Genomic DNA, 15,548 nt, shown 5'->3' on the forward strand with positions numbered 1-15,548 from the left:
GAGCGTTTCAAATTTTGATGGTGCCGTAAAAAGTCCAATATCTGCGTTATGCGCAATTTCTCAGAATTTCACGTACGGCTAAGTACGCTGCATTCTTCGAAATTGCGCAAGCCTTGATTTTGTACTTTTTACGGCACCATCTGAAATCAGACTTTTTACGGTGCCATCTACTTTTCTACTATTTTAAAGGCATTCAGTCCGGCTTGGCGTTAAAGAGTTGAATCGCTCGGTTTCGGGATAAGCAACAGACCCATTTCAGCAACATCAGGAGGAAACAGCAAATGGTTGCCATTACAGAAGCTGTATCACTGGACAAGCACGGGGAAATCGGGATGCTCTGGATCGACAATCCCCCGGTCAACGCCCTGGGCCATTCCGTGCGCAAGGGACTGGCAGAAGGGATTGAGCAGGCGGAAAAAGACGATCAGATCCGGGCTGTGGTGGTGATCTGCAAGGGGCGCACGTTTTGTGCCGGCGCAGACATCCGCGAATTCGGCAAGCCTCCCAAAGCGCCCCATCTGCCGGATGTGTTAAACCGCTTTGACCAGTGCCAGAAACCCATTATTGCCGCCATTCACGGTACGGCCTTTGGCGGCGGGCTGGAAACCGCATTGAGCTCCCATTTCCGTGTTGCCGTGGCCTCGGCCCGGTTCGGCCTGCCCGAGGTCAAGCTCGGCCTGCTTCCCGGTGCCGGCGGCACCCAGCGTCTGCCCCGGCTCATCGGGCCGGAAAAGGCCCTTGCCATGATTACCTCGGGCAATCCCATCGGCGCTGACAAAGCCCTTGAAGACGGACTGATCCACGAGATCATTGACGGGGACCTGGCCGAAGGCGCCGTGGGGTTTGCAAATCAGGTGCTTTCCGAAAACCGGCCCATGGTCCGGGTTCGGGACATGACCGAAAAGATTGCCCAGCCTGACTCCCAAATCTTTGATGATTTCCGAAAGCAGCTGGCCAGGCGGGCCCGGGGCTTTGAGGCCCCCCAGGCCTGCGTGGATGCCGTGGAAGCCGCTGTTGCCAAACCCTTTGAAGACGGGCTGGCCTATGAACGCCAGCGGTTTGAGCAGCTGATGAACGGTTCGCAGTCCGCGGCCCAGCGCTACTACTTTTTTGCCGAGCGCCAGGTGGCCAGGATACCGGATGTGCCAAAGGACACCGCCACCATGGATATCAAAAAGGTGGGCGTGATCGGTGCCGGCACCATGGGCGGCGGCATTACCATGAATTTTGTCAATGCCGGTATTGCCGTCACCCTGGTGGAGGCCAAACAGGAGCTTCTGGACCGGGGCCTGGGCGTGATCCGGAAAAATTATGACATCAGCGCCTCCAAGGGCAAGATCGCAGCCGAAGATGTGGACAAACGCATGGACCTGATTACCGGCACCACCCGCATGGAGGACCTGGCTGACGCGGATTTGGTCATTGAGGCGGTGTATGAAAACATGAACCTGAAAAAGGAAATATTTTCAAAGCTGGACAAAATTTGCAAAGACGGCGCCATTTTGGCCACAAACACCTCGTATCTGGATGTCAATGAAATCGCCGCCCAGACCTCACGGCCGGAGTCCGTGCTGGGCCTGCATTTTTTCAGCCCGGCCAACGTGATGCGCCTGCTCGAAATCGTGCGCGCGGAAAAAACGACCATTCCGGTGCTGGCCACAGCCATGGAAATTGCCAAAAAGATCAAAAAGATCGCTGTGGTGGTGGGGGTCTGTTACGGATTTGCCGGCAACCGGATGTTTGCCCAGCGAAAGCGCGAATGCGAAAAACTCATCCTGGAAGGCGCGCTGCCCGCCCAGGTGGACCGGGTGATCTATGATTTCGGCTTTCCCATGGGTCCCTTTGCACTGGCGGATTTAATCGGCATTGACCTGGGATGGGACAAGGACAATTCCAACAGCCGCACCATGCAGGAAGTACTCTGCGAGCAGGGCCGGTTCGGCCAGAAAAACGGCAAGGGCTATTACAATTACGAGCAAGGCAGCCGGGCGCCAACGCCTGCTCCGGAAATCGATGCTCTCATTGTGGAATTTTCCCGAAAAAAGGGCTATATTCGCAGGGAGATCTCGGATGAGGAGATTTTGCAGCGCTGTATTTATCCCATTATCAACGAAGGCGCCAAAATTCTGGAGGAAAAAATTGCCGTGCGGCCGTCGGATCTGGATGTGATCTGGGTCAATGGCTACGGCTGGCCGGTCTACCGGGGCGGTCCCATGTTTTATGCCGACCTGGTGGGTCTGGACAAGATCCTGGGCGGGTTAAAGAAGTTTCAGGCAGAGCACGGCGAGGACTTCAAGCCCGCCCCCCTGCTGGAGCAGCTGGTCAGTGAGGGCAAAACCTTCGGCTCGCTAAACGCTTGATAAGCCTGTAAAAAAGTCTTTTTTACAGGCAGTGTTAAGTTTTAAGTGATTAAGTGTTGATGCGCTCGTAAAAAGTCGATTTTTAGATGGCGCCGTAAAAAGTTCAAGATCAAGACTTGCGCGATTTCGAAGAATGCAGCGTAGTTATCCGTACGTGAAATTCTGAGAAATTGCGCGTAACGCAGATATTGGACTTTTTACGGTGCCATCAAACGCTTGACAAAGGTACCGGTCTTTGTCCAAAGCCGTCTGTCTCCCGGCAGGGCCCGGGCTCATGGCGGCCGTTGGCAAATCCCGTGATTTCATTGCCGGCGCAATACAAGGGGGATGATCATGTTGGAACACCTTGACCCGGTTTTTCTGGCCCGTGTGCAGTTTGCCTTTACCGTGTCCTTTCATATTCTTTTTCCGAGTTTTACCATCGGGCTGGCCAGCTGGCTGGCGGTGCTGGAATGGCGATGGCTGCGGACCGGAAAACAGGTTTATGCAGACGTCTATAAGATGTGGGTCAAGATCTTTGCCGTGACATTCGGCATGGGCGTGGTATCCGGGGTGGTCCTCTCCTTTCAGTTCGGCACCAACTGGTCCATATTCTCGGATGCGGGGGGAAACATAATCGGACCGCTTCTGGGCTATGAGGTACTCACCGCCTTTTTTCTGGAAGCCTCCTTTCTGGGAATCATGCTGTTTGGCTGGAACCGGGTCAGCCCGAGGCTGCATTTTGCCGCCACTGTGATTGTGGCCGCCGGCACCCTGGTTTCGGCCTTCTGGATTCTTTCGGCCAACTCCTGGATGCAGACGCCCACCGGCTTCCGCGTTGGAGAGCACGGGCTGCTCTATCCCACAGACTGGTTGGCGGTGATTTTCAACCCGTCTTTTCCTTACCGGTTTGTCCACATGGTCACTGCGGCCTATCTGACCACCGCCTTTACCGTAGCCGGCATCGGGGCTTTTTATTTGTGGCAAAAGCGGCATATCGCCCACGCCCGGGTGATGCTGGGCATGGCCATGATAATGGCGATTTTTGTGGCGCCGCTGCAGCTTTTGTTCGGAGACATGCACGGCCTGAACACCTTTGCGCATCAGCCGGCCAAGGTCGCAGCCATGGAAGGACTGTGGGAGACCACCCGGGGCGCGCCCCTGGTGCTTTTCGGCTGGCCGGATCAGGAGGCGGAAATCACCCGGTATGCCGTGGAAGTCCCCAAGCTTTCCAGCCTGATTCTGACCCACAGTCTGGATGGCGAGGTCAGGGGATTAAAGGCATGGCCGGAAAACGAGCGCCCGCCTGCGGCGGTTGTGTTCTGGACCTTTCGGATCATGGTGGGTTTGGGCCTGCTCATGATTGCAACCGGGGTGGCCGCCATTGTCCTTTATTTCCGAAAGCGCCTGTTTGATGCCAGATGGTTTCAGTACTGGTGCATGGCGCTGACGCCCGCGGGTTTTGTGGCGGTCCTGGCCGGCTGGTTTGTCACCGAGGTGGGCCGGCAGCCCTGGATCGTGCAGGGGGTGCTTCGCACCTCGGATGCGGTATCGCCGGTGATGGCCCAGTCCGTAGCCCTTTCCCTGGCTGCCTTTATTGTTGTTTATCTGTTTGTATTTGGTGCGGGCACCTATTATATCCTGCATCTGATCAACAAAGGGCCCGAGGACGGCGAAGGTGTTTACGGAGCCCACGGCATGGATCAACCGCCCCTTGTCACGGACGTGGCACGAAAAAAAGGAGGCCGTCATGTTCAGTCTTGAAGGTTTTCTGGATCTGCCGCTGATCTGGTATGCCCTGATTGCCACTGCTGTTTTTCTCTATGTTCTGCTCGACGGTTTTGACCTGGGGGTGGGAATCCTGTTTCCCTTTGCCCCCACTGACCAGTGCCGGGATGCCATGATGAATTCAGTGGCGCCGTTCTGGGACGGCAATGAAACCTGGCTCGTGCTGGGCGGCGGCGGGCTGCTGGCCGCCTTTCCCCTGGCTTATGCGGTCCTCATGCCGGCTTTTTATATCCCGGTGATTGTCATGCTTCTGGGCCTGATATTTAGGGGCGTGGCATTTGAGTTTCGGTTTAAGGCAAGGGAAAACACCCGGTGGATCTGGGATTATTCCTTTCATTTCGGCTCCCTTGCTGCGGCGTTCATGCAGGGGGTGATCATCGGCGCCTTTGTGCAGGGCGTGGAAGTCGCCGGGCGCAGCTATGCCGGCGGTGCATTTGACTGGTTAAACGCCTACAGCCTTATGACCGGGGTGGCGGTTATTTTCGGCTACGCCCTGCTGGGCGCCACCTGGCTGGTGATGAAAACCGAGGACCTCACCCGGCAATGGGCCGCAAAAACCGCTTCCTACACCCTGATCTACCAGGCCCTGTTTCTGGCCGCGGTGAGCATCAGCATGCCCGCGATTAATTCAGATATCCGGCAGCTGTGGTTCAGTCTGCCCAATGTGTTTTTTCTCGCACCTTTGCCCGGGGCAAGCGCTGTGCTCATTGTGCTGATTTGGCGGGGGTTGCGCAGGGGAAAGGAAATCGGCCCGTTTTTGATGAGCTTTGGCCTGTTTTTTACCGGGTATCTCGGCATTGCCATCAGCATGTGGCCCTATCTGGTGCCCTTTGAAATCACCTTTCGCCAGGCCGCGGCCGCACCCGGATCCCAGTCTCTGCTTTTGGTGGGTACCGTTGTGCTGCTGCCCGTTATTCTGGCTTACGTGGGCTATTGTTATTACATTTTCCGGGGCAAAGTCTCCGGGGAGAACGGCTATTATTGATGGCGCCGTAAAAACTCCAATATCTGCGTTATACGCAATTTCTCAGAATTTCACGTACGGATAAGTATGCTGTATTCATCGAAATTGCGAAAGCCTTGATCTTGAACTTTATACGGCGCCATCTGAAATCGGACTTCCAAGGAAGGCCGCAGGGCTTCCTTCCTGACAAACATCGGACGCGGTAAAAAGCTTTTTACGGGCCATCATTATTGAAGGAACGAAAACCATATGCATCATTTGGATACCGGGCAGATCAAAAAGCTGGAGATTTTCGGGGATCTGCTGCCCAATGAATGGGATCAGCTCTATCCCCTGCTTTCCCATATATGGGTGATCGAAGGCGAGCAAATGATCCGGCAGGGAGAGCGGGCCCATTGTTTTTTTGTGATACTGCGGGGGCATTTCATGATCCATTACAATGACGGCCGCGCCATTACGTTAAACCAGAAGGGCGATATCATCGGCTGGTCATCTGTGAGCTTTCCCTCTGAATACACGGCCAACGTGACCGCACTGACAAAGGGGGAACTGCTTTGCATGTCCGGCCCTGAGTTTTTGGAACTGCTCCAGAGCAATCCCGGGCTTGTGGAAAAAGTGCTTAAAAAAATCAATAAATTCATTCAAACCAGACCCCAGATCGGTTATCTGCAATGAAAGGCTTGGAGGCCATATCCCATTATCACGGCGTTTCCCTGGCAGTGCTGGGTGTAACCGTTGTGTTTATCGCCCTGGTTGTGCTGGCCGTCATTATTTCCCGGCTTCATGTGGTGCTGGGTGTATGGGAAAATCCAAAAGCCTGGCTGGATCAGGTGCGGCTTTGGTTTTTTCCGGAAAAACCGGAAAAAGACGAGCCGCCGGGGCCGTATTTTGACGATATCCACGAATCGGCCCGGCAGCTCAATCTTTTGATCCATGCCATCGGAGAGCCGTTTTCACTTCCGGCGCTAATCGGGAAAGCGGAAAAAATTGGTATTTCCCATGCCCACTCCGTTGTCAGCCATTTGATTGTCAGCCACTTAATTGTCCCGGATAAAAAGGGCTATTTTTATTGGAATCAAAAGGAATGCGACAGGCTTTTGGGAAAAGGCCGGGAAAGGAAAAGGGGTTAATCCGATAAATGGATAAATTCTTCTATTTTATCAATCAGACGGGTTTTGCCAATATCGAGGTCTCCGGCCTGGCCATGATGGCCATCGGTCTTTTTTTGCTCTATCTGGGCATTGCCAAAAAATACGAGCCCCTGCTGCTGGTGCCCATCAGCTTTGGCATCCTCCTGGTCAATTTCCCCTTGTCTCCCATGATGGCCCAGCCTGAGAACGGACAGCCCGGCGGTCTGTTGCATTACCTTTACCTGGGCATTGAGCTGGGGATTTATCCGCCGTTGATTTTTATGGGAATCGGGGCGCTGACCGATTTTTCCCCGCTGATTTCCAACCCCAAAACCCTGCTGCTGGGCGCTGCGGCCCAGGCCGGGATATTTGCCACGTTCCTGGCCATGCTGGCCCTGGGGTTTACGGACCTGGAGGCGGCTGCCATCAGCATTATCGGCGGTGCAGACGGGCCAACGGCCATTTATTTGTCCTCGCAGATGGCCCCGCACCTGCTCGGGGCCATCTCGGTTGCCGCCTATTCCTATATGGCCCTTGTGCCCATGATCCAGCCGCCCATCATGCGGCTTTTGACCACCAAAAAAGAACGCATGATCGAAATGCAGGAACTCCGGGAAACCTCCAGGCGTGAAAGAATTCTTTTTCCGGTTATTGTGATTCTGGTCACCGGCCTGTTTCTGCCCACGGCCCTGCCGCTTCTGGGCATGCTCATGCTGGGCAATCTGTTCCGGGAATGCGGTGTTACCGACCGGTTGAGCAAGGCCGCCCAGAACGAGCTCAACAATATCATTGTCATTTTCCTGGGCCTGACCGTGGGGGCCAAGTGCAGTGCCCATTATTTTCTCACCGTTGAGACCATCCAGATCCTGATATTCGGCCTGGTGGCCTTTGGCATCGGCACGGCCACCGGGGTGCTCATGGGAAAACTCATGTGCCTGGCCACAGGCGGCAAGGTCAATCCCCTGATCGGGGCGGCAGGGGTTTCAGCGGTTCCCATGTCCGCGAGGGTCTGCCAGACCGTGGGGCAGGCGGACAACCCGTCGAATTTTCTGCTCATGTTTGCCATGGGGCCCAATGTGGGCGGGGTCATCGGCTCGGCCGTGGCCGCGGGCATTTTTCTTGCGGTGCTGTAAGCGGCCGGATTATGGGGCAGAAAAATTTTTTTCAGGCAGCTCCGATTCGGCAGGCAATGGCGCGCATGGCCGGGGTGCCGAACTGGCGGCCCAGGGTGCGGGCTGAGGTGAGCATGTTGAAATTAGACGCCTGCCAGGAGTGGCGCCTGTGTGCGCCGGCTTCCAGAAACCACCACCCGTGCACGGCGCACACCACTTCAGGGGAAACCTCCGGGGTGACCGAAGCGGTCTGGACAATGGCCCCGTTTCGGGTTTCAATGCGTACCTGGCTGCCGTCGGTGATACTCAGGGCCTGGGCCGTGTCCGGATGAATCTGGATTTGGGGCACAGGTTCGCGCCGGCGCAGGCTTTTGACCCACCGGTAGGAGGAGTGCAGGTAATTGGGGCTTTTGGCGCTTGTGAGCAAAAGGGGATAATCGACATCCGTGGAGTCGGCCGGTGGCCTATATTGTGGTAACGCTTCTGCTCCCAGGGTCTCAGCATTGTCCATGGCCAGTTCCACCCTGCCCGAGCGGGTGGAAAATCCCTTTTTTTCGTAAAGCCGAAATTCCTGCTCGCCTGTCAGAAATCCTTTTTCCACAAAACTTTCCCAGTCATGTCCCGAGGGGGCAATCAGGGATTCCAGCATCTGTTTGGAATCGTCAAACCAAAGATTCGGGTCTGTGAGGCGGCGGCCCAGGTCATTGATCACAGCCAGGTCCGGCCGGCATTGTCCCGGGGGATCCACGAGTTTGGGACGGGCCAGAACAATTCCGTGGCCCAGGCCGTAGTGGCCGATATCATCGAATTCAAACGCCGTGGCCGCGGGCAGCACCACGTCTGCGAGGGCGGCCGTGGGGGTCATGACCACGTCTGCCACAGCCAGAAAATCCAGTTTCAAAAGGGCCTTGCGGGTCGTTTCCGAATCCGCGTACGACAGCATGGGATTGGTGCACTGCATGTAGGCTGCGCGTACCGGGTAGGGGGTATGGTAGAGGACCGCCTGCCGGAAAAACGCCGGGGGCACGGTCATGAGCATGGGACTGGTTTGATAGGCGGCATTGAGGCATTGAGTGCGCTTGTCGGGCAGCAGGTCCGCGCGCACGAATTTGCCCGGAGCCAGAAGCCTGGGTTCGGCCGCCCGGATATTGCCGCCGGGAACATCCAGGTTGCCGCATACCGCCATTAGCGAGACAATACACCGGATGGTGTCAAAGGCCTGGGGGGTTTGTTCCACGGCGTTTCCCCAGGCCGTGCATGCGGGCCGTGCCCGGCCGTAAGCCCGGGCCGCGGAAATGATTTGCGCTTTGTCCACTCCGGTCACGGATGCGGCCCATTGCGGGTCAAAGGTTTTGACATGCGCTGCCAGGGCGTCAAAGCCCGTGCATCCGTTTTGGACGAAATGGCGGTCAAAAAGGCCTTCTTCGATGATGACATGCAGAAAGCCAAGCGCCAGGGCGCAGTCGGTGCCCGGACGCAGTTGCAAATGGAAATCGGCCTGCCCGGCAAGGGGGGTTTTTCTGGGATCAATGACCATCAGATCCGCACCCTGCCGGATCCGGGCGGTGATCTGGGAGTTGATAATGCCCTCTTCATTGGTGGCCCGGGTATTGCTGCCCCACAAAACAATGAGATCGCTTCTGCGCTGAACATCGGCCACCGGGTAAAACCCGCACATGTGACGGCCGGTGAGTTCCCTGGGCGCATGACAGACATCCTGGACCGCCACCACGTTGGGAGAGCCGAATGTGTTGGCCAGACGAATCAGGGCAAAGTGCTCCAGCCCCTTTGGCATGCCCTGGCAGAAGGCTGCGGATTTGGCCCCGTACTCCTGTCTGGCCTGATCCAGGCCCCGGGCCACAGCATCCAGTGCCTCCGGCCAGGTGGCCTTGCGCCACTGGTTGGAGCCTCGGGGCCCGGTGCGGATCAGGGGAGTTTTGAGCCTGTGGGGGCTTTCATGGATTTCCGCAGCGGCCCGGCCCTTGGGGCAGCTATAGCCCTGGTTGAGAAATCCTTCCGGATCACCGGTGATGCCGGTGATTTTTCCGCCTTTGGTTTTTACGTTAAGGGCGCATCCCCCGTGATCCATCCGGCTGCAATGGGTTTTGTGCCATTTTTCGTGGTTGTCCATGGCAAAACCTTTTGATTTCTGTGCCGGCACGCTTGCGGCATCCGGCGTGGGATTGATCTTTTCCCTGACAAAAAGATTGATGGGGCCGTAAAAAATCCAATATCTGCGTTACGCGCAATTTCCCAGAATTTCACGTACGGATAAGTACTCTGCATTCTTCAAAATTGCGCAAGCCTTGATCTTGAACTTTTTACGGCACCATCTGAAATCAGACTTTTTACGGTGCCATCAAGATTGATGGTATTGCGGTGTCAGCCCCGAATGATCCGCGGCAGGATCATGTTATGCTGGGGGCAGATGGACCTCGGGTTCTGGTAGGCGGATTCGGCAAAAGCCTCCAGGTATCCGCGGATTTCACTTAAGTTTGTCACCTCATCGAGCAGCCCGGTTTTGGCGCAAAACAGCGGCTGCGAGGTTTCATGATATTTTTCCACCAGTTCGTTCATTTTTTCAATGGTGGGGTCAAGGGATTTTCCCGCCTGATGATCCTTTATCAGGCGTCGGGTATAGGCGGCAACAGCAGCGGTTTCCCCGTGCATCACGTATATCTCTGTGGCCGCCGTGCCCAGGGTAAAGGCGTTTTGCCGGTTTGCTGTGGGTCCGCCCAGCAGGTAGTGGGCCGCAGCCGAGCCCTTGCGCAGGGTCACCAGCATCATGGGCAGGTCGGTCTGCTGGATGGAATAGATCAGGCTCTGGCCCAGGCCCAGCAGCTCGGCTTTTTCCGCCTGGTTGCCCACGTCAACACCGCTTGTGTCCTGAAACCAGATAATGGGCAGCCGGTCTCTTGCGCAAAGGGTCACAAATTCGCTCATTTTGATCAGCCCCTGCCGGTAGAGCTTGCCGCCAATGCCCGGATAATCGGCATATTCCGGATACCCCCTGGGCAAAAGTCCCTGCCGGTTGCCGATGCAGCCAAAGGCCAATCCGTTTATCTTCACTATGCCGGTGTAGACCTCCGGGCCGTAGTCGGGCCGGAATTCCATGTGATGGCTTGCGTCCACCAGCCGGGCCAGGATTTCTTCAAACACATAGGTGCGCCTGGGATTGGCCGGCAGCAGGGTGTAGAGATCATCTGTGGGCAGGGCGGGCTTCTGCGGATCATCGACCCGGAAAAAATCAAGGTCATAGGCGGGCAGTTTTTTCATGTATTCGCGCATGGCCGCCAGCACTTCTTCTTCCTTGTCAAAGACAAACCTGAAAAATCCGGTTTCATCGCAATGGATGTCCACGGTGCCCGGGGGGCTGGCCTGGTGTTTTTGGGCCGCATCAATGAGTTCCTGTGCGGATTGGGAGTCAAAATAGCCCCTGGGGTTCATGCCGCTGACAATGCCGGCGCCGCCCACGGCGATGTTGCAGCTTTGGTGGGCAAACAGGATCGTTGGGCTGGCGGCCTGGTATCCGCCGCCGGCCGGGTTTGTTCCGTAAATGCCGGCAAGGATGGGAATGCCCATCTGCTCGAGTTCCGCATGCCGGTAAAACGTGGTGCCCGAGCATCTGCGGCCGGCATAGAATTTTTCCTGTTCCGGCAGCTTGACCCCGCTGCAGTTGACCACCCATATCAGCGGCAGGTTCAGGCGCTTGGCCAGGTCCGTGACCCGAAGGATGTTTTCCGGCTGGCCCGGCACCCAGGCACCGGCCAGGTACTTGTTGTCAAAACCGATGACCACGGCCCACCGGCCATTGATTTTCGCCAGCCCGTCAACCACGTTGGTGGTGCAGTCGCTGTTGTCAGCCGGATTGTACAGGGTGTGCAGGGGCCGCCATGTGTCTTTGTCCACAAGGATTTCCAGGCGCTGCCAGATGGTGAGCTGCCCCCGGGAATTGATTTTTTCCGCAGACAGGCCGAACTGCCGGGTCTGGTCTTTGGCTTCGCGGATTTTGGTCTCCTGCTTTTGCAGGGTCTTTGCGCTGTCGCGGTTTCTGTCCCGAACCTTGTCCTTGAGCGGCTTTCCCAGGACATCCATGTTTTTAAAATACTTGTGCATGCGCCACCTCATGTTTCCCGACCCGAAGATCAGGGGTTTTGCGGCAATTTTCTTCCGGTTTCTATTCCAGGGTCATCAGGACATCATCTTCGTCCACGTTGTCTCCGGGTTGGATTTTGATTTCCGCGATTGTGCCGCCGGCGACTGCATAAACAGAGGATTCCATTTTCATGGCTTCCAGTACCATGATCTCCTCGTTTTCCTCCACTGTGTCGCCCGGGCTGACCAGAACGGAAATCACCTTTCCGGCCACGGGGGCTCTGATTGGTTCTGCCATAACGCCTCCGGTTGGCTTGTTGGTTAAGGGCTGGGAAAAACGGTCTTCAAGATTATTGTTTACCCAAGGGGGCGGGCGTGGGTCAACAAAAAAATAACGAGCGCTCGCTTTTTTTATTGACACAGACGCGGTTTCATCTTTACAAGTTCTGTGATAAATCTGTATGGACATAACAGTAAAGCGCGCATACCAAATCTGCAACCCGTGAGTCCAAGCCTGTGCAATCAAAAGGAGGAATATTGTTATGATTTCTTTTTCCCTTGAAAACAAGGTCGCCCTGATCACCGGCGCCAGCCGGGGCATCGGAGAGGCCATCGCCGTTACCCTGGCCGATTACGGTGCCGCCTGTATCCTGGTGAGCCGAAAGATCGACGCCCTGCAGGAAGTGCAGCAGAAAATCGAGCAAAAGGGCGGCAAAGCCGAGTCCATGAGCTGCAACATGGGATATTCCGACCAGATTGAAAACCTGTTTGCACAGGTCAGGGAAAAATACGGCAGGCTGGATATCCTGGTCAACAATGCCGCCACCAATCCCTATTTTGGAGAGATGGCCAACGCACCGGAGTCAGCCTTTACCAAAACCGTGGAAGTCAATCTCAAGGGCCCCTTTTTCATGATCCAGAATGCGGCCAGACTCATGGCGGAAAACAATTCGGGCGGCGCCATTGTCAATGTTTCCTCCATCAACGGGGTGAGCCCCGCACCCATGCAGGGTATTTATTCCATGACCAAAGCCGGCATGATCTCCATGACCAAGGGGTATGCCAAGGAACTGGCGCCGAAAAACATCCGGGTCAATGCCCTGCTGCCGGGCTTTACCCAAACCAAATTTTCCTCGGCCCTCATGGAAAACAAGGAATTTTATGACATGGTTATTGATCGCATCCCCATGCACCGCCATGCCACTCCGGAGGAAATGGCCGGCGCGGTGCTCTACCTGGTTTCGGATGCGGCCTCATTCACCACCGGCGAAACCATCGCCTGCGACGGCGGGGCCCTTGCCTGATACATACCAGACCTTATTATAAGACGGGGAAAAAATGGAGCTGAAAGATAAAGTGGCAGTGGTCACCGGAGGGGCCAGCGGCATCGGCGCGGCCCTTTGCCGGTGTTTTGCGCAAAACGGGGCAAAGACTGTTGTGGCCGCAGATATTGATCTGGAAGGCGCCCGGACCGTGGCAGAGGAAACCGGCGGCATGGCCGTGTCCTGTGACGTGTCCCATGAGCAGGATATTATTGATCTGGTGGAAACTGTGGAGGAAAAATGCGGCCCCATTGACCTTTTTTGCTCCAATGCCGGCATTCTCATTGCCGGGGCCCTTGAAGTGCCCAATCAGGACTGGCAGCGGATCTGGGAAATCAATGTCATGGCCCACGTGTATGCGGCCCGGGCGGTGATGGATAAAATGATGGCCCGGGGCGTGGGCTGGTTTGTGGTTACCGCCTCGGCTGCCGGGCTGCTGTCCCAGATCGGATCAGCCCCTTACTCGGTTACAAAGCACGCGGCCGTGGGCCTGGCTGAAAATCTGGCCATTACCTATGCAGATCAGGGAATCGGGGTGTCGGCCATCTGCCCCCAGGCTGTTGAAACCAAAATGACCCGCCAGGGCGGGGGTGTGGCCGCGGTCGACGGGATGATCGATGCCGACAAGGTGGCCGCAGAAACCCTCAATGCCCTGGCAGAGGAAAGGTTTCTGGTGCTGCCCCATCCGGAAGTGGCCACCTACATGGAGCGCAAGGCTGCGGACTATGATCGCTGGTTAAAGGGCATGCGGCGGCTCCAGGCCCGGTTTGTCCAAAACACCGGATAAATGCCGCTGCCGGTTTGCAGCACAACTTCTCCCCAATCAGAGGCAAAAGGAAAACAGGATATGCGCGTTGTCAAACTCACCCGGCCCCGGGTGCTTGAACCGGCCGAAGAACCCGATCCCGCAGCGGACGGCCAAAATGTTGTCATCAATGTATCGGCCTGCGGTGTCTGCGGCTCGGACTTGCATTACTGGGAAATGGGAACAGGCATGGACGGCGCGCCCGGGCTGATCATGGGCCACGAGTTTTCCGGCACAGTGGCCGATGCCGGGCCCAGAAGCGATCTTGCCCCGGGCGACCGGGTGACCTATATTCCGCTAAATCCCTGCAACGCCTGTCCCACGTGTGAAAAAGGATGGTTTCACCTGTGTCCCCGGGCCTTTACCCGCCCCGTACCCGGAAACAACGCACCCGGAGCGTTTGCCGAAAAAGTGGCCGGCCGTCCGGATATGGTGCGGCATCTGCCCGATACCGTCACCGACGAGGCTGCATGCCTGGTGGAACCGGCGGCAGTGGCCTTTCATGCAGTGAAACAGGCCGGCATAAGGTTGGGGGTCAGGGTTCTGGTCATCGGCGGGGGGACCATCGGTTTGCTGAGCGCGGCCTGGGCCCGCATTGCCGGGGCTTCGCAGGTGGGGTTGTGCGAACGCAATCCAAAGCGGCTCAGCTACGCCGGCACCTGGCCGTATGTGGATCAGGCTTTTGACGCAGAAGACAAAAAGCTCAAAAAAAATCTCAAGAAGGCTTCCAATGGTGGTTTTGATGCGGTCATTGAAACTTCGGCCGCGGATGCGGGCATTGCAACGGCCATTTCAGCCCTCCTGCCCAAAGGCGCTCTGGTGCTTGCAGGCATTAATTTCTCACACCAGTCGGTGTCCACCCTGATGCTGACCTCAAAGGAAATCCGGCTCAGGGGGTCCATGGCTTACGAGATCAACGATTTTGACACGGCCCTGGGATTTATGGCAGACAAGCGGCTTGATGTCTCGCAGATGATCAACTGCAGGGCGGGATTTGCCGATCTGCAAAATATTTTTGAAAACCTGCATACCGGTGATTCCGAAATCGTCAAGGCGGTTGTGCGGCCGTAAATTTCAAAGGAGGCGAAGATGGCGTATTTGTGGGGTGTAACGGTATTATGGGCATTTTCCTTCAGCCTGATCGGGGTCTATCTTTCAGGGCAGGTGGACAGTTATTTTGCGGTGTTTTCGCGCACGTTTCTGGCAACCCTTATGTTTCTGCCCTTTATCCGTTGGAAAAAGGTGCCGTGGAATCTGGCTGTCCGGCTCATGGGCATTGGTGCGGTTCAGCTTGGGCTGATGTTTATTTGTTTTTATCATTCTTTTTCCTTTTTAAGCGTACCCGAAGTCGTGCTTTTTACCGTTTTTACCCCGATTTATATCACTTTGCTCTATGACGCGGCCCGGCGCCGGTTTACCTTCTGGTACCTGGTGACCGCCGGGGTTGCTGTTGCCGGGGCGGCCGTGATCCGCTACAACCCCTTAAGCCAGGATTTTGTGCTGGGTTTTCTGCTGGTCCAGGGGGCCAATGTCTGTTTTGCCGTGGGCCAGGTGGGGTATAAAAATCTCATGGAAAAGCGCCGGCAGGCCGGGCTGCAGGTTTTTGCCCAGCACTCGGTGTTCGGGTTTTTCTATATCGGCGCCATGGCAGTGGCGGTTTTGGGTTGGCTGATCTGGGGGGATATGGCCATGATGCCGCAAACAGCCGTTCAATGGGGTGTTTTGCTGTGGCTGGGCGTGGCGGCATCGGGCATCGGGTATTTTCTCTGGAACAAGGGGGCCACCCTGGTCAATGCCGGCGCGCTGGCCATCATGAACAACGCCCTGGTGCCCGCAGGCCTTGTGGTCAACCTGGTGATCTGGAACAGGGAGGCGGATTTGCTGCGCCTGCTGGCCGGCGGCGGGCTGATCCTGGCAGCCCTGTGGTTTAACGAATCCTGGGTCAAGCAGAGAGTGGAAAAAAAAAGGCTGTGGGCAAACGGATAGCAAAACG

The 15,548-nt window shown here is 56.3% G+C and carries 13 protein-coding genes; 10 read left to right on the forward strand and 3 right to left on the reverse strand.

Translation table 11 applies throughout. The features are described from left to right. The first annotated feature begins 281 nt into the window (after nt 1–281). The 6 genes from HNR65_RS06765 to HNR65_RS06790 all read left to right on the forward strand — a co-directional run bounded on the left by HNR65_RS06765 (nt 282) and on the right by HNR65_RS06790 (nt 7,354). A complete protein-coding gene (locus HNR65_RS06765; protein WP_181550715.1) occupies nt 282–2,360 on the forward strand; it encodes a 3-hydroxyacyl-CoA dehydrogenase NAD-binding domain-containing protein in 2,079 nt (692 codons plus the stop codon). 333 nt (nt 2,361–2,693) lie between these two features. After that, complete coding sequence (locus HNR65_RS06770; protein ID WP_220128311.1) at nt 2,694–4,103, forward strand: cytochrome ubiquinol oxidase subunit I; 1,410 nt, start codon at nt 2,694–2,696, stop codon at nt 4,101–4,103. Beyond that, the gene (gene cydB, locus HNR65_RS06775; protein WP_181550717.1) at nt 4,090–5,112 is read left to right on the forward strand and encodes a cytochrome d ubiquinol oxidase subunit II; all 1,023 of its coding nucleotides are present in this window, start codon (nt 4,090–4,092) and stop codon (nt 5,110–5,112) included. Before HNR65_RS06770 ends, cydB begins: the two co-directional genes overlap by 14 nt. A gap of 228 nt (nt 5,113–5,340) precedes the next feature. Continuing rightward, the gene (locus HNR65_RS06780; protein WP_181550718.1) at nt 5,341–5,766 is read left to right on the forward strand and encodes a Crp/Fnr family transcriptional regulator; all 426 of its coding nucleotides are present in this window, start codon (nt 5,341–5,343) and stop codon (nt 5,764–5,766) included. Beyond that, a complete protein-coding gene (locus HNR65_RS06785) occupies nt 5,763–6,221 on the forward strand; it encodes an OadG family protein (RefSeq protein WP_181550719.1) in 459 nt (152 codons plus the stop codon). Before HNR65_RS06780 ends, HNR65_RS06785 begins: the two co-directional genes overlap by 4 nt. A gap of 8 nt (nt 6,222–6,229) precedes the next feature. Continuing rightward, nucleotides 6,230–7,354: a sodium ion-translocating decarboxylase subunit beta gene (locus HNR65_RS06790; RefSeq protein WP_220128312.1), complete on the forward strand. Its 1,125-nt coding sequence runs from the start codon at nt 6,230–6,232 to the stop codon at nt 7,352–7,354. Between the two features lie 31 nt (nt 7,355–7,385). On the opposite strand, the gene HNR65_RS06795 is transcribed toward HNR65_RS06790, so the two are convergent. The 3 genes from HNR65_RS06795 to HNR65_RS06805 all read right to left on the reverse strand — a co-directional run bounded on the left by HNR65_RS06795 (nt 7,386) and on the right by HNR65_RS06805 (nt 11,726). Beyond that, the gene (locus tag HNR65_RS06795) at nt 7,386–9,494 is read right to left on the reverse strand and encodes a molybdopterin-containing oxidoreductase family protein (protein WP_181550720.1); all 2,109 of its coding nucleotides are present in this window, start codon (nt 9,492–9,494) and stop codon (nt 7,386–7,388) included. Nucleotides 9,495–9,715: 221 nt separating this feature from the next. Further along, nucleotides 9,716–11,449 (reverse strand): acyl-CoA carboxylase subunit beta, encoded by a 1,734-nt coding sequence (locus HNR65_RS06800; protein ID WP_181550721.1) that lies wholly within the window; start codon nt 11,447–11,449, stop codon nt 9,716–9,718. A gap of 61 nt (nt 11,450–11,510) precedes the next feature. After that, nucleotides 11,511–11,726: a biotin/lipoyl-containing protein gene (locus tag HNR65_RS06805; RefSeq protein WP_181550722.1), complete on the reverse strand. Its 216-nt coding sequence runs from the start codon at nt 11,724–11,726 to the stop codon at nt 11,511–11,513. 244 nt (nt 11,727–11,970) lie between these two features. On the opposite strand from HNR65_RS06805, the gene HNR65_RS06810 reads away from it, so the two are divergent. The 4 genes from HNR65_RS06810 to HNR65_RS06825 are packed head-to-tail and all read left to right on the forward strand — an operon-like array spanning nt 11,971 to nt 15,541. After that, nucleotides 11,971–12,732 (forward strand): SDR family oxidoreductase, encoded by a 762-nt coding sequence (locus tag HNR65_RS06810; protein ID WP_181550723.1) that lies wholly within the window; start codon nt 11,971–11,973, stop codon nt 12,730–12,732. 34 nt (nt 12,733–12,766) lie between these two features. Then, nucleotides 12,767–13,537: an SDR family NAD(P)-dependent oxidoreductase gene (locus HNR65_RS06815; RefSeq protein WP_181550724.1), complete on the forward strand. Its 771-nt coding sequence runs from the start codon at nt 12,767–12,769 to the stop codon at nt 13,535–13,537. A 60-nt stretch (nt 13,538–13,597) separates the two neighbouring features. Then, a complete protein-coding gene (locus HNR65_RS06820; RefSeq protein WP_181550725.1) occupies nt 13,598–14,626 on the forward strand; it encodes a zinc-dependent alcohol dehydrogenase in 1,029 nt (342 codons plus the stop codon). Between the two features lie 18 nt (nt 14,627–14,644). Beyond that, nucleotides 14,645–15,541 (forward strand): EamA family transporter, encoded by an 897-nt coding sequence (locus HNR65_RS06825; protein ID WP_181550726.1) that lies wholly within the window; start codon nt 14,645–14,647, stop codon nt 15,539–15,541. Nucleotides 15,542–15,548 lie beyond the last annotated feature (7 nt).

Origin of the sequence: Desulfosalsimonas propionicica, from assembly GCF_013761005.1 — a bacterium.
In the GTDB taxonomy this organism is placed as follows: Bacteria; Desulfobacterota; Desulfobacteria; order Desulfobacterales; family Desulfosalsimonadaceae; genus Desulfosalsimonas; species Desulfosalsimonas propionicica.

Coding starts and splice junctions, on each gene's coding strand:
- HNR65_RS06765 (WP_181550715.1), top strand. CDS start 282: ATGGTTGCCATTACAGAAGCTGTATCACTGGACAAGCACGGGGAAATC.
- HNR65_RS06770 (WP_220128311.1), top strand. CDS start 2,694: ATGTTGGAACACCTTGACCCGGTTTTTCTGGCCCGTGTGCAGTTTGCC.
- cydB (WP_181550717.1), top strand. CDS start 4,090: ATGTTCAGTCTTGAAGGTTTTCTGGATCTGCCGCTGATCTGGTATGCC.
- HNR65_RS06780 (WP_181550718.1), top strand. CDS start 5,341: ATGCATCATTTGGATACCGGGCAGATCAAAAAGCTGGAGATTTTCGGG.
- HNR65_RS06785 (WP_181550719.1), top strand. CDS start 5,763: ATGAAAGGCTTGGAGGCCATATCCCATTATCACGGCGTTTCCCTGGCA.
- HNR65_RS06790 (WP_220128312.1), top strand. CDS start 6,230: ATGGATAAATTCTTCTATTTTATCAATCAGACGGGTTTTGCCAATATC.
- HNR65_RS06800 (WP_181550721.1), bottom strand. CDS start 11,449: ATGCACAAGTATTTTAAAAACATGGATGTCCTGGGAAAGCCGCTCAAG.
- HNR65_RS06805 (WP_181550722.1), bottom strand. CDS start 11,726: ATGGCAGAACCAATCAGAGCCCCCGTGGCCGGAAAGGTGATTTCCGTT.
- HNR65_RS06810 (WP_181550723.1), top strand. CDS start 11,971: ATGATTTCTTTTTCCCTTGAAAACAAGGTCGCCCTGATCACCGGCGCC.
- HNR65_RS06815 (WP_181550724.1), top strand. CDS start 12,767: ATGGAGCTGAAAGATAAAGTGGCAGTGGTCACCGGAGGGGCCAGCGGC.
- HNR65_RS06820 (WP_181550725.1), top strand. CDS start 13,598: ATGCGCGTTGTCAAACTCACCCGGCCCCGGGTGCTTGAACCGGCCGAA.
- HNR65_RS06825 (WP_181550726.1), top strand. CDS start 14,645: ATGGCGTATTTGTGGGGTGTAACGGTATTATGGGCATTTTCCTTCAGC.